Consider the following 20642-nt stretch of genomic DNA (forward strand, 5'->3'; position numbering starts at 1 on the left):
CTTTTCTGAATAAAGGTAAAGATTAAACGCCGTCCGGTTGGGCGGCGTTTTTCATAATCCATAATCCCGGCTGTTTACAGCAGGACCCCGGTAAGCTGCTTCTGCCTTCAAACAGCGCCGCCATAACCCCGGCATGGATCCCTTTCGGGTTATCGGGCAAATCTCGTTCACCCATGCCGCCCTCTGTCCGGTAAAGGGTCTCAAGGCCTGTGTTTCATTAATAGAAGTCCGGCAAGCGCCCGTCTGAGAGCGGGCGCAGGAACAGGGGCGCCGCCGTACCACCGCACCGGGTAATAAGGATGCGTATGAATTATGCTCATGTTTTTTCCGCCATTTCATGCGCGCCCCATTGGTGCATAAACCGGCAGATAAGGTCGTCTTTATCATATAATTTACTGCTTCCGGCGTCACCGTAGCGCCGGGCCAGCGTACTGCGGGGCACGGTGGCATTCGCCCGCATACCCGGCGTAACGCCCGCCTGATAAACCTGTAAAATTTTTTCAGCCCCATCCGTATAGAGGTTGCCAAGCCGCCACCAGGGGGCCGGCTCAGCCAGGTTGGGGTAAACGTCCCCGTCCGCGTCAACCGCCAGGCATGGAAGGGCTGCGCGCATACCCGGTGGGGCCTCCTCCTGCGACAGCTCGGCCATCCATTCCTGTTCCGGACGGCCGAGCAGCCTGAGCCCATCCCGGCTGCGGTCCACAAGCTCACGCGGAACACGCTTCAGATCCTGCCGCTCGATGCGCAGCGGCTCCAGCTCGTAGCCGCTGCCCTCAGGCGTCATACCGCCGATAAAAAATTCAAACCGCCGCCCAATTGCCTCGCAGCGCTGCGGCAGCCTGAGGCGGTCCATCAGGCGGAGAAAATCGTCCAGCTCCGCCAGGCAGCGCTTGGTTAAAAAGAGCTGCCACCTCGGGGCGATGCCGGCATCCAAGCAGCGCTCCGTGGCAGTCAGCTGGTCCCGAAAGGCCCCTCGCCTGCGCATCCCCCAATCGGTGCTTTGCTCCATGCCGAAAAAGGTAACCTGGCAGGCTTGGGTTGGAAGAGCCGCCGCCCATGGGGCATAGCGCTCGTCGCGAGCAAGACGCCAGGTTGACAGCAGCTCAAACCGCTGTGCGCGCCCGGGGGAAGACAGTTCCTGCTCCAGCCGCCAGAGCTCGCGGTAGTCCCTGTGAAAATCAGGCTCCCGCCACCAAGAGAAAAAGCTCAGCTCCCGGCAGCCGTTTTCCACTGCTTCACATGCTCTTTTAAATTGTATAGCGATTTTAATAAACTCCTGTGCGCCCATACAGCCGTTACGGTGTTCCCCAAGCCAGCAGTGCCGGCAGCGGTTGGGGCAGCCAGCGAGATCCACCATTATGCCGAGGCAGGATTGATTTTTATTTTCCACTTTGCTTTCCTCCGTTCATTATAAAAAAAGCGGCGGGCATCTCGTTTCTCTGCTGAAACAGGCCTGCCGCTTATAAGCCGGAGCTCCCGGACAAACGAAAAGGCCGCGGACAAAACGTCCGCGGCCCAGCTTCTATTTGAGATCACCGGCAAAAGGCAACAACAAACAACGCCCAGCAAAAGCTGCGCGACGAACGGCCTTTACCGGCGACTCCCAGAGGTTTCCTCCGGATTAAGCTCCGCACAACGTCTCGCCGTTATCCATTTGAACGGAGCTGATGGATCGATTCATTATATATACATGGGATATCAACACCCGGCAGCCCTCCTGTTAAGGCCTATTATAGCTTGCTGGCCGGCGGGTGTCAAGCCAAAGCCCACGCCTCAAAATCCGGCGGCGCACAGCAGCCCGGCAATAACCTCGTTGGAAAGCAAAAAGCCCTTCCGTGTCAAACGGACACCGGTTTCGTCTACCGTGCAGAACCCAGCTCTCGCCAATACGGCGGCTTTGCGCACCAGCCCCGCCGGCAAGGGGCCGCCATAGCGCGCCCGGAAATCCGCGGCCTGCAATCCCTCCGCCAGGCGCAGGGCCAGCAGCACATACTCCTCCGCATCCCCGCCCGGGCCGTCGTCTACCGGCATCCCGCCCGAAAGAAAGCCCTTCAGGCTGCGCGGAAAGTAAAACCGCCGCCCGTTCAGGAAGGAATGTGCTGAAGGCCCCAGGCCCAGGTATTCCTCACAGCGCCAGTATTTGAGGTTATGGCGGCTTTCAAAGCCCGGATGCGCAAAATTAGAGATCTCATATTGCCGGTAGCCACGGCGCTCCAGCTCCTCGCAGGCCGTCTCGTACAGGGTGCACACCGTTTCCTCATCGGGCAATAAAAGGGTTTTCCGCTGCCGGTCAAACACCGTGCCCGGTTCGATCTTCAGTAGGTAAGCCGACACATGCTGTACGTCCAGGCCCGCGCAGAAGGCAATGGATTCCCGCAGGCTCGTGCCGGTCTGCTCCGGTATGCCGAGCATTAAGTCCAGGGACAGGTTCCCGATGCCCGCCCGCCGGGCGGCCCGCACGGTTTCGGCTACCTGGCGTACGGAATGGCGGCGGCCCAAGCGCTCCAGCTCCACCGTATGGGCAGATTGAAGCCCAATGGACACCCGGTTGACCCCATGCTGCGATAAAATTTCAAAAAAGGAGGCCCATTCCCTGCCGGGATTGACCTCCACCGTGACCTCTGCCGCACATGAAAGCCCCCAGCAGGTTCGGACCGCCTTCAGAATGCGCGCCAGGTTTTCCGCACCCAGCAGGCTTGGGGTACCGCCGCCGAAGTAAACACTTCCCGGTTCCCGGATAGAATAATCGTTATAAATCTTATCTATTATACATTTAGTATAAACATTAATCTGTTCCTCTGAAAAGCCAAGTGAATAAAAGTCGCAGTATGGGCACTTTTTTTCACAAAACGGCACATGGATATAAAGCCCTGCACCCGGCTGGCCACACACCCGCGCCTCCTGGGACGGCACAGGCAGGCCGCTCACTGCGCCGCTCACTGCGCCGCCTCCCGGCCTTTTGCCGGATCCCCGCCGCTGTGCAGCAACGCGGGCAGCTCCCAAAGGCTTTCCAGCACCGGGACCCCACACCGTTCCAGCACCGGCCTGCTCTGATGCCCGGCGGCAACCAAAATACAATCCGCGCCCAATGCCCGGGCCATGTCATAGTCATGCGTCATATCCCCGACAACCGTATAGGGGCCGGGTTCCCCCGCCAGCAGCTCCACCGCCCGTTCCACCTTGCCGCGCGAGAAAATCCCATCCTCGCCGCTGATGTGCGCAAAGCAGCCGGATACGCCAAAGCGTTCCGCATATTCCCGCAGGGCCCGGCCTTCAAAGGAGGAGATGATCACCTGGCGCCAGTTCTCCCGCTGCAGGGCCTCAAGCGCTTCCCGCGCGCCGCCGGCAAGCCGCGCTGTGGGCGCCAGACGGTGATATTCCTCCATAAACTGCTGCGCCAGCTGCTCAAACGGCGCCTGGTCCAGGTTAAATAGCTTAGCATAGTAGCGTTCAACGGGCACCTCCACATGGTCCCGGTACCAGGCCAGGCTGACCGGCGGCAGGCCATGGCGCGCCAGCAGGGTATTGTCCGCCTGTACGGCAATCCCGGCATCGTCCAGCAGGGTCCCGTTCCAATCCCATATAATTGTTTTCATGGCATCCTCCGGTAACGGCCGTCATTCATCCAGCTTCAGCACGGACATAAAGGCCTCCTGGGGGACCTCCACACTGCCCAGCTGGCGCATACGCTTCTTGCCCTCCTTCTGCTTTTCCAGCAGCTTCTTCTTGCGGGTAATATCGCCGCCGTAGCACTTGGCAAGCACATCCTTGCGCAGCGCCTTCACCGTCTCCCGGGCAATGATCTTGCCGCCCACACAGGCTTGAATCGGCACCTCAAAAAGCTGGCGCGGAATTTTCTCCTTCAGCTTTTCCGCCATTTTCCGCGCGCGCGGATAGGCCTTATCCTCATGAAGGATAAAGGACAGCGCATCCACAACGTCGCCGTTGAGCATGATGTCCAGCTTGACAAGCCTACTCTCCCGGTAGCCGTCCAGCTCATAGTCAAAGCTTGCATAACCGCGGGTCCGCGACTTGAGCGCATCGAAAAAGTCGTAAATAATCTCGTTGAGCGGCAGCTCATAATGGATGTCCACCCGGTCTGTGTCGATATATTTCATATCCTTGAACACACCGCGCCGCTCCTGGCAAAGGTCCATAATGCTGCCCACATAGTCGGACGGCGTGTAGATATGCGCCGTTGTCATAGGCTCCTCGGCCCTGGCAATCAGCGAGGGGTCGGGGTAATTGGTGGGGTTGTCGATGGAGATCGTTTCCCCGCTGGTCTTGGTTATATGATACACCACGCTGGGCGCGGTGGTAATAATATCCAGGTTATATTCGCGTTCCAGCCGCTCCTGAACCACCTCCATATGCAGAAGGCCCAGAAAGCCGCAGCGGAAACCAAAGCCCAGGGCGATGGAGGTCTCCGGCTCAAAGGAAAGCGCCGCATCGTTGAGCTGCAGCTTCTCCAGTGCATCGCGCAGGTCGGGGTATTTTGCGCCGTCTGCCGGATAAATGCCGCAGAATACCATCGGCTGTACCGCGCGGTAGCCCGGCAGCGGCTCGCGCGCGGGGTTATCCGCCAGGGTGATGGTGTCGCCCACACGCGCCTCGCGCACCGCCTTGATCGAGGCGGTAATGTAGCCGACCTCTCCGGCGGAGAGCTCCGGCGCGGGCTCAAACGAAGTGGCGCGCATATAGCCGCACTCCACCACGGTAAACTCGCTGCCCACACTCATCATACGGATGGTATCGCCCGGATGGACCCGCCCATCCGCCACCCGCACATGTGCGATAACGCCCCTGTAGGCATCGTAATAGGAGTCGAAAATAAGCGCCTTGAGCGGCGCGTCCCCATTGCCGCCCGGCGGCGGTACCAGCTTGACGATTTGTTCCAGCACCTGGTCCACATTCTGCCCGGTCTTGGCGGAAATCGCCGGAGCATCGTCTGCCGGAATCCCGATGACATCCTCAATTTCCCGGCGTACCCGGTCCGGGTCGGCGCTGGGTAGATCGATTTTATTGATAACGGGCACAATTTCCAAGCCGGCATCTACTGCCAAGTACGTGTTTGCCAGCGTCTGCGCCTCAATCCCCTGCGAAGCATCCACCACCAGCACAGCGCCCTCGCAGGCCGCCAGGCTGCGGGAAACCTCATAGTTAAAATCCACATGGCCCGGCGTGTCAATGAGGTTGAAAACATAGTCCTGCCCATCCTTTGCATGGTACAGCAGCGTTACTGCGTGCGCTTTAATGGTGATGCCGCGCTCGCGCTCCAGGTCCATATTATCCAGCAGCTGATCTTCCATGTCGCGCAGCGCCACGCTGTCCGTCTGCTCCAGAATGCGGTCCGCCAATGTGCTTTTTCCGTGGTCGATGTGGGCAATGATGCTGAAATTGCGTATATTTTCTTTTGATATCACCATAGGCAACTCCCTATTCCGGCCATTAACCGGTTGTTATTCCTGCAATTAGGTAATTTTTATGAATATATCTATTCAAAAGATAAATGACGGGCGAATAGCCGCGTTACCCGGAGCTTGCCCGCTCACGTCAAACGGCGGCGCGCCGAAAATTGCAAACCGGCCGCAGCTCCATGTGTTAGACACTGGGACCGCCGTCGAATTATAAGGGCTGTGGCCCGTCAGCAGCCACGGATTAATAAAAGCGTTCTGCCTCTACCAAGGCTGCACCTTCCCCGTGAGCTCCGTGATGGAGGCGATGCCGTTTTCGCTGAGGTAGTGCTCCAGGCCCGCCAGAATCTTCTGCGGCGTGTACGGGTCGGTAAACAGGGCGGTGCCAATCTGCAGCGCGGATGCACCCGCCAGCAGCATCTCCACCGCATCCTCCCAGGTTGTGATTCCGCCCAGGCCAACGACCGGGATCTTCACCCGGCTATATGCCTGCCACACCATGCGCACTGCAACCGGGAACACCGCCGGGCCCGAAAGGCCGCCGGTGTTGTTTCGGATGATGGGCCGCCGGGTGCGGATATCAATGCGCATGCCCGTGAGGGTATTGATGAGGGAAATCGCATCCGCGCCGGCAGCCTCCACCGCCGCCGCAATCTCCCCAATATCGGCGACATTCGGCGAGAGCTTAACCATCAGCGGTTTTTTACAGACCCTGCGCACCTTCGCGGTAATACCCGCTGCATTTTCACAGCTGGTGCCGAACTGTACGCCGCCCTGCTTGACGTTGGGGCAGGAGATATTCATCTCAATCATATCCACATCCGAGTCGGAGAGGCGCTCTGCCATTGCGCAGTAATCCTCCGGGGTATTGCCCGCAATGTTGGCAATCACCGCCGTGTCCTGCGCCCGCAGCCAGGGCAGGTGCTGCTCCAAAAAGCAATCCAGGCCCGGGTTTTGCAGTCCCACCGCGTTGAGCATGCCGCTGGGCGTCTCCGCAATGCGCGGCGGCGGGTTGCCCGGCCGCGGGGCCAGCGTAAGCCCCTTGCTGGAAACGCCGCCAAGCACGGAGATGGGATAAAACGCGCTGTATTCCTCGCCAAAGCCAAAGGCGCCTGAGGCGGCAATCAACGGGTTTTTCAGCGCTACCCCGGCGATATTGACCGACAGGTCAGCCATGCCGCACCCCTCCTTCCTCAAAATCCACCGTCCGGCTGTCGAAGACGGGCCCATCCTTGCAAACATGCCCGAAACGCCAGCCGCCGCCGTCCTTCAACCGGACGGCACAGCCCAGGCACGCGCCCACGCCGCAGGCCATGCGCTCCTCCAGCGAGAGCTGGCAGGGAATCCCGCGAGCCGCTGCCGCGCGGGCGACAGCCTTCAGCATCGGGGTAGGGCCGCAGGCAAAAATTTCCTCGCAGCGCTGGGGCAGGCAGTCCGTGACCAGGCCGTGAAAGCCCGCCGATCCGTCGTCCGTGCAGAGAACGGTCCGGTTGCCGCTGCGTTTAAAATCCTCCTGTAAAATCACCGCATCCCTGGAGCGGAAGCCCGTCACCACGACCGCCCGCTCCCCAAAGGGCTTGGCGGCCTCCAGCAGCGGCGGCACACCGATCCCGCCGCCGACAAAACAGACGTTCCGTCCGGTGTCGCCCAGCGCAAAGCCGTTGCCGAGCGGCGCAAGGATATCCCAGGATTCGCCCGGCCGGCTTGCGGCCAAATCCGCGTCCCCTCCCCCTTGGCCTGAAAAACAAAGCGCAGGGTACCACTGCCGGTTTCACAAATGGAAATGGGCCGGCGCAGGGTTTTACCCGGCACATAAATATGGGCAAACTGTCCGGGGCGGGCCGCCTTTGCAAGCTCCCCCGCCTCCACCGTCACATCGTAAATGCCGGGGGCGATTTGCTCCGCCCGCTCAATCCGGCAGAGGCGTACATCGTATTTCTTCACCGGGCTCACGCTCCGATCCTGCCGCCCAGGCCCGCGACGAGCTCGTCCCGCATACGGCGGGCCTCCTGCGCCGCCGCCAGAGCATAGTCCTCTTCCTTTGCCCCCGTCTTCTGCCAGGCGCAGAGGATGGAGCGGGAAGCATTGATGACGGCGCCCAACCCCTTGGCGTCAAAGCCGGGCAGCACGTCACGCGCGCCGCCGCCCTGGGCCCCATAGCCCGGCACCAGGAAGAAGGTGCGGGAAAGGCTGTGCCGCAGCTCAAGCAGCTGCTCGGGGTAGGTTGCCCCAACCACGGCGCCCACACCGGAATAGCCGTACCGGCCCGGCAGCGTCTCGCCCCACTGCTCACAGAGCCGTCCCATGGTGGCATAGAGGGTTTCGCCGCCCTCAAACTGGAGGTTCTGCAGCTCGCCCGAAGAGGGATTGGAGGTTTTTACCAGGACGAAAATCCCTTTGCCGTAGGCCTCACAGTCCTTCAGCAGGGGCCGGATGCCATCCGACCCCAGGTAGCCGTTAACCGTCAGGGCATCCCCGTCAAAGGCCGGGAAGGCCTCTTCCTCAACCTCAGCGCGGCCAAGATGTGCGGCGGAATAGGCCTCCATCGTCGTACCAATATCATTGCGCTTTCCGTCCGTAATCACAAAAAGGCCCTTTTCCCGCGCATAGGCAATGGTCTCCTGCAGGGCGCGCATCCCCTGCCAGCCATAAGCCTCATAATAGGCGCACTGGGGCTTGACCGCCGGCACAATGGGGCTCAGCGCGTCGATCAGGCCCTTATTATAGGCCAGAATTGCCTCCGCCGCTCCCTCCGGCGTTTTGCCGCACCGGCGGTACGCCTCCTCCCGAATGAAGGAAGGAATATAGGAAAGCTTCGGGTCCAGCCCGGCAACGCTTGGGTTCTGCTTTTCAATGATTTTCTCGATCAAACGGTCAAACGACATCGTGATCCTCCTCTGTTCGATGAATTGATGGGATAAAGAATAATGAAAGCGGCAGCAGGCGGCGCTCCGATCCACTGGGGCCCGCGCAACCCGCATGCCGCGCCGTTTCAGGTCACAGGGCGCGGTAGACTACCGCGCCGCGGCAGACGGTCAGCCGGACACGGCCTAACAGCGTCCGCCCCTTAAAAACCGCGTTTTCACTCTTGCCATGCAGAGCCTTGGGGTCCACCGTCCAGGACTCGCGGTGGTTGAAAAGCACCAGGTCCGCCGGAGCGCCGGGCTCCAGGCTGCCCGCCGGTAGGCCCAGCAGGCGGGCCGGGGCGGTGCTCATGCGCTCAAGCAGCTGGTACAGGGTGAGGATGCCCGGCCCGACCAGCTCCGTAATTCCCGCCGCCAGGGAGGTTTCCATGCCTATGCTGCCGTTAGGCGCCTTTTCAAAATCCGCCTTTTCCTGCGGCGTGTGCGGCGCATGGTCCGTGGCAATGACCGCCAGCGTACCGTCCCGCAGCGCCTCACAGATCGCCAGGCGGTCCTCCTCCGTGCGCAGCGGCGGGCTCATGCGCTTATCGGCATCCCGATCCAAAAGCGCCTCCTCCGTCAGGGCAAAATAATGCGGGGCGGTCTCGCCCGTTACCCGCACACCGCGGCGCTGGGCATCGCGTATCATCGCCGCGCTGACCGCAGTGCTGACATGGCAGATATGGATGGGGACGCCGTAGGACTCCGCCAGCGCAATCTCCCGTGCTGTTGCGCAGTTTTCTGCGGCGGCCGGCACGCCGGGCACCCCCAGCTTACGGCTGACCGCGCCTTCATTCATCAGGCCGCCCGCGGAAAGGAACAGGTCCTCGCAGTGCGACACCACCGGCCTGCCCAGCGCCGCCGCCCGCTGCATGGCCTCCGCCATCAGGCGGCTGTCCGCCACAGGCCGCCCATCGTCGCTGAACGCGGAGGCGCCTGCTTCCGCCAGCTGCTCCATGCCGCACAGCGCCTCACCGTTCAGCCCCCGGGTGATCGCCGCCGCCACGTAAACCCGCGCCTTGGCGTCAGCCGACTTCTCCAGAACATAACGCACCGTCTCCGGCGAGTCGATTGCGGGCCGGGTATTCGGCATGCAAAGCAGGCTGGTCACCCCGCCTGCCGCCGCGGCCTCGCAACCGGTCAGGATATCCTCCTTTTCCGTAAAGCCGGGGTCGCGCAGATGCACATGCATGTCCACCAGGCCCGGGGCCGCCACACAGCCGCGCCCGTCGACCACCTCCGCATCCCCCGTGGGAAGGTCCCGCTTCAGCGCGGCAATTTTTCCGTTCTCAATTAAAACATCCAGCAGCGCGCCTTCGATCTTTTGGCCCGGATCGATGACCTTCGCGCCCTTTATCAATAATTTACTCATGATTTCGCCTTTCCTCAAGAAGTTTCTATCTCCTAAATGGTTCTTTCTATCTTTATAAAATCCATTCTATGGGCTTTTACTATTGTAGCATAAAACGCGCGGAATCTCAAATTTCACCGGCACTTTTTAAGGGAAAATCCCACCCGGGCACAAAAGCGCGCGGCGGGCTGCATGAAGTCCCAAGCAGAACATGCCGGCGCATATCCGCCGGGGAGGCCGTCAGCGGTTTTCCTTCTGCCACTGGGTAGGCGTACGCCCCGTTAGGGCACGAAAGGCACGGTTGAAAACGGAGAGGTCGGCGTAGCCGCAAGCCTCTGCGATTTCCCGCACGGAGCACGCGGTATTCGCCAGCATCCACTTCGCATGGCCGATGCGCAGCATCGTCAGGTAGCGGTGCGGCGTCATACCCCTGTCGCGTTGAAAGCTGCGGGTGAGGTAATCCCTGGAATAGTTCAGCGCCTCCTCCAGGTTCTCCATCTTCACCGGCTCCTGAAAATGGGCCGAGAGGTAGGCCTCTGTGCGCCGTACCAGGTCTTCATTACCCGACTCGTTTTTCAGGCCCCGGGACAGTTGGTCCAACACCTCAAAAAACAGTGCTTGCTTGCCGAAGACCCGCCCCAAGCTCAGCCGTTCCAAACGGTCAAGCTCCTGCAAAACTGTTTCCAGCGGCTTTGGATTCCAGCCGCCCCGCAGCGGTATACTGCCATCTGCCGCCGTACCGTAGGCGCCGGAGAAATGGATATAAAAATAATGAGGCATGTCGCTCGGTTGCCGTGCGTGCTGTGTCAACCCTGCCCGCTGAATATAATATTCTCCGGCTTTGACCTCAACCGAGATTCCGTCTTCCTCAAAGCGCAGGGTTCCCTTCATTAAAAGCAGCAGCACGCTGTATGGCGCGTTGCGTGTTACATGAAACTCCCCCGGCGAAAACGTACGGAAGGAAGCGGCCAGATAAGCTGGAACCGGCTCTGCCTTTAAAAAATCATTCATTAAAGCATCTCCCCTCGCTTTTCAGTATACAAAAACCAAGGGATTTTGCAAGAACTATTCCGGCGCTGCCGCGATGCGCCGGAGGCCGTCAGCAGCTATACCCGCCTCTAAACGACTATTTAAAAATCCGGACGCCTGCGGTTCTTTTTCGTAAGCTCGCAGTGCTCCCACAGCGCCTGTGCAGGCGGGCAAAGCGGCGCCTTCCCGGATGCTCAGGCAATCGGGCAGCAAAAAGCACGCCGGGAGTCTTCAGCCTCCCCGGCGCGCCTTCATACACAAATTTTTTACCGCGCTTATAATCTGCGATAGTATTTATCGTTGAGCAGGCGCGCCTTCCTGCCCCTGCGGCGGGATTTCTGGCGCTTGTAGCGCGTACGCCCATAGCCGCTCCTCGGCGGACGCCGGTTGCTCAAAATAACCACCACAACAATTAATATGCCGATGCCAATACATACCCAGGAGATGATCCCCAGCCAATTGATTTGATCGTTATCATCGTCCGAAACGGGAGCGGACAGAACCCCAGCGCCGCTCACCTCGGCAACGCTGGGCAGCCGGATGCCGCTGGAAGCCTCTGACGGCGCTTCCGACTGAAGGGAGGAAAGCGCTGAGGGGTCCTCGCTGCGCGCAAAGGAGCTTGTACCAGCCGCACTGGCCGCATTGATCGCACTGGCCCGCGGCGCCGAGCTTACAGCGCCGGGCTTATTCTGAACCGTGGTTTGTGCGGGCGTTTGCGTCTCCTCCTTGGGAGGCGCCTGCGTTTGAGCCTCGGAGGCCGGCTTCGGATTGGATTCCGGTTTGGGTTCCGGCTTCGGGGCCTGGGTCGACACATCTTCCGACGTCTGGGCGGGAATGGAGCTTGAGCTGTCCGCCGAAGCGGACGGCTCCTTTGAGGCCTCGTCCCGGGTTTCCGGCTCTGCCGGCACGGCGTAAACATCCGGCGTATATAGGGCGGCGGCCCCAAAAGCAAGGCATATGGTAAAGGCCAGCAGGGCCAATAGCTTCTTATGTTGCTTCATCGTTCTCTCCTCGTTGTCAGCCGGGCCCGTATTGCCTCTGCCTCCGGCCCGCTGCCACATCTTGTTTTTGTGAAAAGGCTCCGGCATGGGAAATCCCCCAGCCGAAATACCGCTTTTGCTCTTTTTATTTCAATGGTTGAAGGCAGGAGCCTCCCGCATGAAGCGTCCGGCGCGCCCTTGCCCATGTCCGCGATCAGTGTACCAGAAAAATATGGAAAGATTATGTCCATCTTCTATCACATTTCTGAACAATCAGCATTGCGGTTATTTATTTTAATAGCGTATTTAAAATACTAATATCAAGGATAAAAATCGATCTTCTATATATTTACTGCCAAAGGGCTTCGCCTCTTTGGCAATGGTGAAATGCGTGCCCACAGGCCCGCCGCCAGCTGCGGCTGCCCTTGGCAGTGGAAAACGCCGCGGCAGCAAATTTACTTTTAGGCCATGCCCTTTCCTGCCAAAACTGGCAATAAGCCCAATTTTTTTATATTATAGCACATAAATTGAGGTTAAATCAAGTAAACAAGCAATTCATCCAGCAATTCGCCGTTAAAGCGCAAATGCTTCCCTGTCAGCCGGTATAAAAGTGTATTTTCGTCTCCAAAACCGATTTGCCGGCATTGATAGTCCACCTCATTGAGGCCGGCGGCAAACAAAATGATTAATAACGTACAAATAAACGAGGTTAAAAAAGCTTTCCATCTACGACCCACTTTTTACATCCGTCCTTTGGTTTCATTCTGACGGAGCTATTCCTCAACTACCAAATCGTTCAGCGTATCCACCAGCGCGTTGCCGAACAGCTCGCCGGAGTACAGCACCTCCTCCAGGGTGCTGCCGTCCGTGCCGAACTCAACCAGCAGCGAGCCGCGCGTCATATGCTCATTATATTTTTTCGGGCAAAAATGAAGCGGGCGGGCCAGGGTTGGGTATAGATCGCTGACCGAGCGCTGAATGCGCACCGCCAGCCGCAGGTTGTACTCCCAGTCCGGGAACCCAAGCTGGCCGTTGTCGTCACAGCCGGAAACCACCATAATCTGCGCAGCCTTTTTTCCGTTGATGACCACGGTGGGTTTGATGCGGTTGTCACTAGAGCCGAGCGCGTCGCGGTGAATATCCAGCGTTACCTGTATGCCGGGGTATTTTTCCAGGTTCCGCTGGATGGTCTCCCCCGAACGGTCATAGGATCCGTTGTAGCTCGGGTAGTCGTGGCAGGTGGTGTCATGCACCACGCCATAGCCCGCCGCCTTCAGCTTCTTTTCAATCTCGTCCCCAACAGCGACTACATTGCGCGAATTGTCCTGCGTACGGGTTTCGCCCTGAAAGGCCTCCGTCGTATGCGTATGGTAGATCAGAATTTCCACACTTCCGTCTCTTTTTAGTTTGACCGCCGGCTGGCGGTTTAATTCCTCGCCGATGTCAATTCCGTGATTTGTATTTGAATTTTTCACCCACAGGTTTCCATATTGCAGGCCTGTGTTTGCCATTGTCATCTCGGTGATTCCATCGCCCGCCATCGTCGGCACCGCCCCGTCGGAGGAATTGCCCCCCTCCTCCGCCCGGCTGCTTTGGGCTGATTCAGCGGGCTGGCTCTCCTCCCCCGCCGGCGCTTCAGACTGCTGCGCGGCGGCGGAAGGCTCCGGCTCCTGCGCCGATGCGTCCGGCCGGCCGGCATCCTCGCGCAAAAGGCCGGCGGCCCCATCCGGAAAAATAAAGCCCGCCGCAGCCAATACCGCATCCGGTTCCCCAAAAAGCGGCATCCGTATCGCCACACAAAACACGCCCAAACAGCACAGAATTGCCGTTATAACTAAAACGCCCCGTTGACCCCACCGTTTCATTGCACACACCCTTCCACACGGCCTGTTTTCCACGTCCCTGCCAGGAGCGGAAGCTTTTTCCCCGGCGGGCAGCCGCGGGGCCCTGCCCCTGGACGATGCGCCGGGTTTTCCATGTAAAATATCTATGCGGAGGAGCCGCCAAAAATACCGGCTCCGCTTTTGGGGCGCATTTCCCCGGCTAATCCAGCAGCAGGCCGAAGTCCTCAACCGACAGGCTGGGATTGAGCGCGGTATTCAGCGCCATGCCCAGCAGCCGGGCCCCTCGCATGACCAGCAGGTCGATTTCCCGGGGCGTCACAATCATCTGTGCGCCGCGCGGCGAAACCTGTTCCTCCACATCCCTACCCGCCAGATCCGCCGCCAATGTCCGTGCCTCCACCACCGTGGGAATCCCCAGCGACACCACCGGCGCCCCCAGCGTCTCCGCGTTAAGGCCGGGGCGGCGGTTGCCGACCCCGCCGCCGGGCGCCAGGCCCCTGTCGCTGATCTGCACCGTGCAGCCCAAGCGGGAAAGGCTTTTTGCCGCCAACGCATCCGCGACCACCACCACATCGGGCTTCAGGGCCGCACACAGGGCCGCCGTCATCTCCTGAACCTCTATCCCCGTGTTGCCAAGCACGCCGGGCGCTACCACCGCCACCGGGCGCAGCCCGTCCAGCCCCGTTACCCGCGCTAGCTCGCCCCGAATATGGCGCGTTGCCAATACGCTGCGTGCAAACCGCGGCCCCAAGGCATCCGGGGTAATGTCCCAGTTGCCGATTCCCACTACCAGCACCGTCCCCTCTCCCTTTAAAAAGGCCGCAAGCTCACCGGACAGGAGCGACAGCACCTCCTCACCGCTGTCAATATGGTCTGAAATCGGCGGCATCTCTACGGTGACATACCTTCCCCCCTCGTGCGTCAGCCGTGTGATTTTGCAGGCGCCACGCTCCTCCTGCTGCTGTTCCCGGCGGGGCACATATTCCATCGCCAGATCTGTACGGAAAACCATTTATTCAACATCCTTTCCTAAGCATAACCCGGGGAGGCCGCCCGGCCCCGCGGGTCGGCTGAATTTATCATCCTATCCAAAACAGTTTTGCCATTTACAGGTAAAAAAATACCCTTCCCGTCAGACAACCTCGGGAAGAAGCAACATCAGCGGTATTTTCCGACTCAGCAGTAAAATTTAAGACTTGCATTTTTACAGAGAAAATGCTAAAATATATTCTACGTGACAACATCAAAGGAGGTGGAAATATGCCCAACATTAAATCTGCAAAGAAACGCGTAAGAGTTACCGCCGCTAAAACCCTGGCAAAGAAGGCTGCAACCTCCGAGCTGAGAACAGAGCTTAAAAAAGCTGCTGCAGCGCTTGAAGGCAACCAGGCCGACAAGGCGGAGGCCGTCCGTGTTGCTGTTAAAAAGCTGGACCAGGCCGCTGCAAAGGGAATCGTTCATAAGAACGCTGCCGCCAGGAAAAAAGCTCAGCTGGCAAAAAAGCTGAATGCTGCAAACGCTTAAACCGCGTTTAAAGAGCAGGGCAATGTGGCCCTGCTTTTTTATTTTTACGGGGCGCTTCTTCCGGCTGTAAAGCCCCGCCCGGCGGCAAGCACAGGGCTGTCTATTTTCCAATGCCTGTGTTGACTTTTGATTTAGAATCTAGTATGATGAATATAGGAAAATCAAAATTTGTATTGATTTAATGGAGGTGCTCAGTCCATGAAAAAAAGTGGCTTTACTGTTTTTATAACCGTTGTATCCGCGCTGGCGGCTGTAGCGGCTGCCGTTGTTGCCGCCACTCTGTTTTTTGAGAAAAAAAAGAAGGACGAAGAGGAACTGGAGCATTACCTCGACTGCTCCATTCAGTAAATGCCTGGGTCCCGGCTATAATGTAAGGGCGGCTGTTTAAACAGCCGCCCTTTTTACTTAATTTTTATCCGAGGATTTTGACAGCAGCGCGGCAATATAGCCGAAGAACACCGCTGCCGCAATACCGGCTGCACTGGCCGCCACACCGCCGGAGAAAGCGCCCAGCAGCCCATGCTGCTGCACGGCCTCCCGGGTGCCCTCCGCCATCAGGTAGCCAAAGCCCGTCAGCGGCACCGTGGCCCCTGCGCCCGCAAAATCGACCAGCGGGCCGTAAAGGCCCAGCGCTGTTAAAATGACGCCCGCCGTCACAAATGAAACCAGAATCCGGGCCGGGGTCAGCTTGGTAAAATCAATCAGCAACTGGCCGATAACGCAGATTGCGCCGCCAATTACAAAAGCCCATACGTAATCCAAAACCATTTCCACCTTTCACAAAGCGCCGCCCAGCTGCCTGACGGCAGGACGGCCCGCATTTGTTTATTAAACTTTTGCCCTCTCGCGCATTAGTTTTACTCCGGCGGCGGCAAATATGCGCTCCGATTGGTCTCTTTGCTTTTCAAGCTTTACATTTGCTAAAAATCGTAGTATTGTTAAAAAAACTTGATTTTTTAATTCTTTAATTAGGGCCAAGCTGCCGGAAAGGATCAGACATGGAAAACATCGCCTATTATAATGGAAAAATCGCTTCTATTGAAGAGATGACCATCCCCATAAACGACCGAAGCAGCTATTTCGGCGACGGCGTCTACGATGCCACCTACACCCGCAACCACATTCCCTTTGCCCTGGAGGAGCACATCGACCGCATCTACCGCAGCGCCGCGATGCTGAAAATTTCCGCCCCCATGCTGAAGGATGAAATGGGCCGCCTGCTGCGTGAGCTGGTCCGCCGGGTGGACTGCCCGGAGCAGATGCTCTACTGGCAGGTTACCCGCGGAACCGCCATGCGCGCCCATGCCTTTCCCAAGGAGGATAAGCCGAATCTTTGGGTGCTCTCCTGGCCCTGCAGCGTCAAGGATATCCACGCAAAGCTGAAGCTTTGCACCATGGAGGACACCCGCTATTTGCACTGTAATATCAAGACGCTCAATCTGATCCCCAATGTTCTGGCCGCTCAAAAAGCGGCTGAGCTCGGCTGTGACGAGACGGTCCTGCACCGCGGGAACCGGGTTACCGAATGTGCGCACAGCAACGTCTCCATTCTGAAGGACGGCGTTTTCCGTACCGCTCCGACCGACAATCTTATTCTGCCGGGCATCACCCGCGGGCATATCCTGCAAATCTGCCGTGAAAACGGCATCCCTGTAGATGAAACCGCCTTTACGCTGGAGGAGATGATGCAGGCGGACGAGGTCGTGGTTTCTGCATCCAGCGTGTTCGGCCTGCCCGCCGTCGAAATCGACGGCAAACCGGTGGGCGGTAGAGCGCCCGAATTGCTGGAGGTTATTCAGCAGGCCTATATGAAAAAATTCCTGACTGAGACCACCCCACAGGCCGGCTGAACATTTTTTGCGTACCGGCCCGGCCGCTCCCGTTTTCCCCCATAAGCCCTTTACACACCTGAAAGGGCGGGAGCATTCCCTCAGCCATATAAATTCAATAAAAATTTACGTACCGGGCGTTGCAGGCGCCCGGTATTTTTTCAGGCGGCTCCAGCCACCCAGCTGTAAGAAAAATGTAAGGCTTTCTCCGGTGTTCCGTCAGGATTCATTGGTAAAATAATCCCCGTATAAAACTGGAAATGAAAGCGAGAAGACTTTATGAATGAATTCATCCTAAAAAGCTATGAACTGCTCACCGTCTTGCTGCCGGCGGCAGCGGTTTTATTCCTACTGAGAAAAGCTTATGCCTCCAAGAGGCTCAGCCTGCCGCCCGGGCATTTTCTTTGGCTGGTGCTGTTTGCCGCCTACATCGGCGCCATCTTCTATTTGACCGGGGCGGGAACCGTCTACCACATCAGCCTCTATGGGCTTGAAATCCGGTCCGCTCAGGTGAACCTTCTGCCCTTTTCCCGGGAAGTCGATTTCGCCGCCTACCTGCAGAACATCCTGCTGTTTCTTCCGCTTGGGATGCTGCTCCCCCTCATCTGGCCCTCGCTGCGCCGGCTGTCTTTTACGGTGCTGAGCGGCTTCTCTCTTTCTCTGCTCATCGAGGCCAGCCAACTGCTGAACAACCGCAGGACCGATGTTGACGACCTGATTCTAAACACGCTGGGAGCCCTGCTGGGCTATTGCCTGTTTCTGTTGCTCCGGCCAGCGCTGCGGCGGATAAAATATCAATCCGCCGGACTCTTTAAAAGCGAGCCCTTCCTTTACACCGGCGCACTGTTTCTGGGGCATTTCCTTCTGTTTAATGAATTTGGGCTCGCCAGGCTGCTCTACCATTTCTGAACCGGCGCTACTCGTTAAACAGGTTGAAATCCACGGGCAGGCCATTCATCCCCTTGTTTGTAGAACGCTTTATCTATTTTGATTTTATTAAAAAGAATTTTCTTACAGCGCCCCGCTTTTGTTTTAAACCAGGCTGGAAAGATTGATAAAATAAGGGTTCCCGCTTTTCCTCTTACCGTTTCTTTTCCGCCTTACAGCTTCGCAAGGTTAAAGAGCTATATTTTCGTTACCAGGCGCATAGGAATTGTATCTTTACCCATACCGGGGCCATACTAAAAGGGCGCCGCTATATTTTTAGCGCACCCTCGCTTCCCTTTTGAAAAAAGCCCATTCCGTACATCATAATATCCTCCGCCATCGCGGCCACCTCCTCGGCACTGGTGGCCATTCCCTCGGCAAGCCACTTCTGCAGCAGCCCAATACAGCCGGCGCTGACAAAGGCATAGAAAAACTCAATCTGCTTTGGTGTGGCGGCGGCGAAAAAACGGGAGTACGCGGTAAGGCATTTTTCCCTGCCGGTGTTGACCAAGCGGTAGGCAAACGCCTTGTCGCCGTAATCCCCCAATGTCACCGTGCAGAGGTCCGCGTTATCCTTCAGGCATTGAAAGATCCCCGTGGTGATTTTCACCGGCGAAACATCCTGAGCCGTCTCCAGTAAAGGGGACAGGGCCTTTTGGAAGTCCGCCATCATTTCCTCCTCTATCTGATCCCGCAGGTCGTAAATATCCTTATAATGCAGGTAAAAGGTGCCGCGGTTGATGCCTGCGGCCGCGCAAAGCTCCCTGATGGAAATATCCTGAATCGGCTTCTGGCGCAGCAGCTCCGTAAAAGCCTTGCGAATCAGCATTCTTGTCACGCGGGTCCGGTGGTCGTTGCCGGTTGGTTTCATAAATCCACCCTCCTTTTACTGGTCGACAGCTTGATCTTAAAACAAAAAAATGTCCAAACCGAAAACTTTTTATGAAGCAATTTTATTATTCAACAATGTCTGTTCAAACTGTTGAATAACGGGACAATGCCCCTGATTTTGCTTATTGTGAGCTTCTCTACCTTTGAATATAATACTGTTAGAAAAGAAAATCAACACCGAGTCTAAAGCAAAGAAGGTAATTTTATGATGCGTCTATATATCGTGACCGGGGCCAACGGACATCTGGGCGGCACCATCGTGCGCATGCTCCAGAAAAAAGGGGCGCCGGTGCGCGGGCTTATTCTGCCGGGTGAAACAGCGGCGGCGCTGGAGGGTGTTTCCTACATTGAGGGGGATGTAAGAAATATAGAGAGCCTGCGCCCATTGTTTGAGAACACGCAGGGCTATGAGGTCTACGTCATCCATACCGCCGGTATCATTGATATTTCCGAGCACGTTTCCCCGCTGCTCTATGATGTAAATGTAAACGGCGCCCGGAATATTATCGCCCTTTGCAGGGAGTACGCGGCCAAGCGGCTGCTGTATGTCAGCTCGGTCCATGCCATTCCGGAAAAGGACCACTTTCAGGTTTTGCATGAGGTCCGGCGCTTTTCCCCGGACTGGGTGGTGGGCGGCTACGCTAAAACCAAGGCGGAGGCCACCCAGGCTGTGCTGGATGCCGTACAGGAGGGGCTCGATGCCGTTGTTGTGCACCCGTCCGGCATCCTCGGCCCTTATGACCGCTCCGGCAACCACCTGGTTCAGCTTGTCAATGATTACATCAACGGTAAGCTCCCCGCCTGTGTCAACGGCGGTTATGACTTTGTCGATGTACGGGATGTTGCCGACGGCTGTCTAAAGGCCATTGAAAAGGGCAAGCCGGGAGAATGCTTCATTCTCTCCAACCGCCATTATGAGGTCAAGGACGTCCTGCACATGACTAAACGCTACTGCGGCGGACGGCGGCTGCCCGTGCTGCCCATGTGGATGGCGAAAGCCGCCGCGCCGCTGATTAGCTGGGTCTGTAAGCTGCGCAAGCGGCGCCCGCTGTACACCAAATACTCGCTGTACACACTCTCCAGCAATGACAAATTCAGCCATGACAAGGCCACCGTGGAGCTGGGCTACCGTCCCCGGGACCTCGCCCAAACCATTCGCGACACCATTGCCTGGCTCAAGGGCGGAAAGCTGGGCTCCGCACTGTGACCGGCCGATAACATGATGCTAAAAGCAGGCCTTCCGGCAAAACGGGACGCCTGTTTTTTATGCCCACAGGCCTTCGCACCGCACAATTGCCGCCCGGCGGAAAGCATGCTATAATTAAACGCATCAACCAGGGCCCGCCCGCATCGGCGGGGCAGGGCCCAATCAGCTGCGAAAGCGAGGTTAAAATTCAATATGTTTCCGAAGATGAGAAGAAGCAAGCAGGAGCTGCCCCTGGCGGAAAGCCTGGCAATTTTAGAAAAGGCGCCGACCGGCGTGCTCGGCGTGCTGGACGGCGACGGCTACCCCTACACCGTGCCGCTGAACTACGTCTACCAGGACGGACAGATTTATTTTCACTGCGCAAAGGCGGGGCATAAGCTTGAAAGCCTGCAACGGCACGACAAGGTCTCGTTTTGCGTCGTGGCCCTCGACGAGGTCGTTCCACAACGCTTTGCCACCCGCTACCAAAGCGTTGTGGTCTTTGGGCGCGCCCGGGTTATTGCAGACGATGCCGTGCGCCGCATTGCGCTCCAGGCGTTGATTCAAAAATATTCTCCCGAATACGCGCGGGAGGGCAGCCAGGAAATCGAGTCCGCCTGGAATGATGTCTGCATTGTCGCCATTGCCGCCGAACAAATTACCGGAAAGGCCAACCGGCCCGGCCTGTAGGCCATGCAGCCGGAAAAAAATTTTTTATCCATAAATCCGCCTCGGGGGCGTTTACTTTCCTCTTTTCCCGTGTT

The 20642-nt window shown here is 57.8% G+C and carries 21 protein-coding genes; 6 read left to right on the plus strand and 15 right to left on the minus strand.

Annotated features, from left to right (window positions below; genetic code table 11):
- Positions 1 to 316: 316 nt before the first annotated feature.
- The 13 genes from DPQ25_RS04400 to gpr form a co-directional block, all read right to left on the minus strand.
- Positions 317 to 1390: a radical SAM protein gene (locus DPQ25_RS04400; RefSeq protein WP_112331925.1), complete on the minus strand. Its 1074-nt coding sequence runs from the start codon at positions 1388 to 1390 to the stop codon at positions 317 to 319.
- Between the two features lie 383 nt (positions 1391 to 1773).
- On the minus strand, positions 1774 to 2940 hold the full coding sequence (gene hemW / locus DPQ25_RS04405) for a radical SAM family heme chaperone HemW (RefSeq protein WP_242978216.1): 1167 nt from the start codon (positions 2938 to 2940) through the stop codon (positions 1774 to 1776).
- Positions 2937 to 3596, minus strand: coding sequence for an HAD family hydrolase (locus DPQ25_RS04410; protein ID WP_112331926.1), 660 nt, complete (start codon positions 3594 to 3596; stop codon positions 2937 to 2939). The genes hemW and DPQ25_RS04410 overlap by 4 nt, the downstream gene beginning before the upstream one ends.
- 21 nt (positions 3597 to 3617) lie before the next feature.
- Positions 3618 to 5426 carry a translation elongation factor 4 gene (gene lepA, locus DPQ25_RS04415; protein WP_112331927.1) on the minus strand — a complete coding sequence of 603 codons (1809 nt, stop codon included), beginning with the start codon at positions 5424 to 5426 and terminating at the stop codon, positions 3618 to 3620.
- A 252-nt stretch (positions 5427 to 5678) separates the two neighbouring features.
- Positions 5679 to 6590 carry a dihydroorotate dehydrogenase gene (locus tag DPQ25_RS04420; RefSeq protein WP_112331928.1) on the minus strand — a complete coding sequence of 304 codons (912 nt, stop codon included), beginning with the start codon at positions 6588 to 6590 and terminating at the stop codon, positions 5679 to 5681.
- A complete protein-coding gene (locus tag DPQ25_RS04425; protein WP_242978217.1) occupies positions 6583 to 7128 on the minus strand; it encodes an iron-sulfur cluster-binding protein in 546 nt (181 codons plus the stop codon). The genes DPQ25_RS04420 and DPQ25_RS04425 overlap by 8 nt, the downstream gene beginning before the upstream one ends.
- 235 nt (positions 7129 to 7363) lie before the next feature.
- A complete protein-coding gene (pyrF, locus tag DPQ25_RS04430; protein ID WP_112331929.1) occupies positions 7364 to 8299 on the minus strand; it encodes an orotidine-5'-phosphate decarboxylase in 936 nt (311 codons plus the stop codon).
- A gap of 112 nt (positions 8300 to 8411) precedes the next feature.
- Positions 8412 to 9689, minus strand: a complete 1278-nt coding sequence (locus DPQ25_RS04435) for a dihydroorotase (protein ID WP_177576830.1) — start codon at positions 9687 to 9689, stop codon at positions 8412 to 8414.
- 219 nt (positions 9690 to 9908) lie between these two features.
- Entirely contained in the window at positions 9909 to 10679 is a 771-nt protein-coding gene (locus tag DPQ25_RS04440) for a helix-turn-helix transcriptional regulator (RefSeq protein ID WP_112331930.1), read from the minus strand.
- A gap of 293 nt (positions 10680 to 10972) precedes the next feature.
- Positions 10973 to 11698 carry a hypothetical protein gene (locus DPQ25_RS04445; protein ID WP_146740526.1) on the minus strand — a complete coding sequence of 242 codons (726 nt, stop codon included), beginning with the start codon at positions 11696 to 11698 and terminating at the stop codon, positions 10973 to 10975.
- 512 nt (positions 11699 to 12210) lie between these two features.
- Positions 12211 to 12414, minus strand: a complete 204-nt coding sequence (locus DPQ25_RS04450; RefSeq protein WP_112331932.1) for a hypothetical protein — start codon at positions 12412 to 12414, stop codon at positions 12211 to 12213.
- A 36-nt stretch (positions 12415 to 12450) separates the two neighbouring features.
- A complete protein-coding gene (spoIIP, locus tag DPQ25_RS04455) occupies positions 12451 to 13473 on the minus strand; it encodes a stage II sporulation protein P (protein WP_177576831.1) in 1023 nt (340 codons plus the stop codon).
- Positions 13474 to 13720: 247 nt separating this feature from the next.
- Positions 13721 to 14533 (minus strand): GPR endopeptidase, encoded by an 813-nt coding sequence (gene gpr, locus DPQ25_RS04460; RefSeq protein WP_112331934.1) that lies wholly within the window; start codon positions 14531 to 14533, stop codon positions 13721 to 13723.
- 248 nt (positions 14534 to 14781) lie between these two features.
- On the opposite strand from gpr, the gene rpsT reads away from it, so the two are divergent.
- Both rpsT and DPQ25_RS14595 read left to right on the plus strand, forming a co-directional pair.
- Positions 14782 to 15045, plus strand: a complete 264-nt coding sequence (rpsT, locus tag DPQ25_RS04465; protein WP_112331935.1) for a 30S ribosomal protein S20 — start codon at positions 14782 to 14784, stop codon at positions 15043 to 15045.
- A 198-nt stretch (positions 15046 to 15243) separates the two neighbouring features.
- Positions 15244 to 15393 carry a hypothetical protein gene (locus DPQ25_RS14595; protein ID WP_177576832.1) on the plus strand — a complete coding sequence of 50 codons (150 nt, stop codon included), beginning with the start codon at positions 15244 to 15246 and terminating at the stop codon, positions 15391 to 15393.
- A gap of 57 nt (positions 15394 to 15450) precedes the next feature.
- Here the strand turns inward: DPQ25_RS14595 and spoVAE are convergent, their stop codons facing one another.
- Positions 15451 to 15807, minus strand: a complete 357-nt coding sequence (spoVAE, locus tag DPQ25_RS04470) for a stage V sporulation protein AE (protein ID WP_112332047.1) — start codon at positions 15805 to 15807, stop codon at positions 15451 to 15453.
- A gap of 236 nt (positions 15808 to 16043) precedes the next feature.
- On the opposite strand from spoVAE, the gene DPQ25_RS04475 reads away from it, so the two are divergent.
- The gene (locus tag DPQ25_RS04475; RefSeq protein WP_112331936.1) at positions 16044 to 16895 is read left to right on the plus strand and encodes a D-amino acid aminotransferase; all 852 of its coding nucleotides are present in this window, start codon (positions 16044 to 16046) and stop codon (positions 16893 to 16895) included.
- 258 nt (positions 16896 to 17153) lie between these two features.
- Positions 17154 to 17783, plus strand: a complete 630-nt coding sequence (locus tag DPQ25_RS04480; RefSeq protein ID WP_112331937.1) for a VanZ family protein — start codon at positions 17154 to 17156, stop codon at positions 17781 to 17783.
- 286 nt (positions 17784 to 18069) lie between these two features.
- Here the strand turns inward: DPQ25_RS04480 and DPQ25_RS04485 are convergent, their stop codons facing one another.
- Positions 18070 to 18672 carry a TetR/AcrR family transcriptional regulator gene (locus DPQ25_RS04485; RefSeq protein WP_112331938.1) on the minus strand — a complete coding sequence of 201 codons (603 nt, stop codon included), beginning with the start codon at positions 18670 to 18672 and terminating at the stop codon, positions 18070 to 18072.
- A 225-nt stretch (positions 18673 to 18897) separates the two neighbouring features.
- Here DPQ25_RS04485 and DPQ25_RS04490 point away from each other — a divergent pair, with 225 nt between their 5' ends.
- Positions 18898 to 19899, plus strand: a complete 1002-nt coding sequence (locus tag DPQ25_RS04490) for an NAD-dependent epimerase/dehydratase family protein (RefSeq protein ID WP_112331939.1) — start codon at positions 18898 to 18900, stop codon at positions 19897 to 19899.
- A 192-nt stretch (positions 19900 to 20091) separates the two neighbouring features.
- On the plus strand, positions 20092 to 20568 hold the full coding sequence (locus DPQ25_RS04495) for a pyridoxamine 5'-phosphate oxidase family protein (RefSeq protein WP_112331940.1): 477 nt from the start codon (positions 20092 to 20094) through the stop codon (positions 20566 to 20568).
- Positions 20569 to 20642: the final 74 nt, after the last annotated feature.

The sequence above is a fragment of the Hydrogeniiclostridium mannosilyticum genome, assembly GCF_003268275.1.
Classification (GTDB): domain Bacteria; phylum Bacillota; class Clostridia; order Oscillospirales; family Acutalibacteraceae; genus Hydrogeniiclostridium; species Hydrogeniiclostridium mannosilyticum.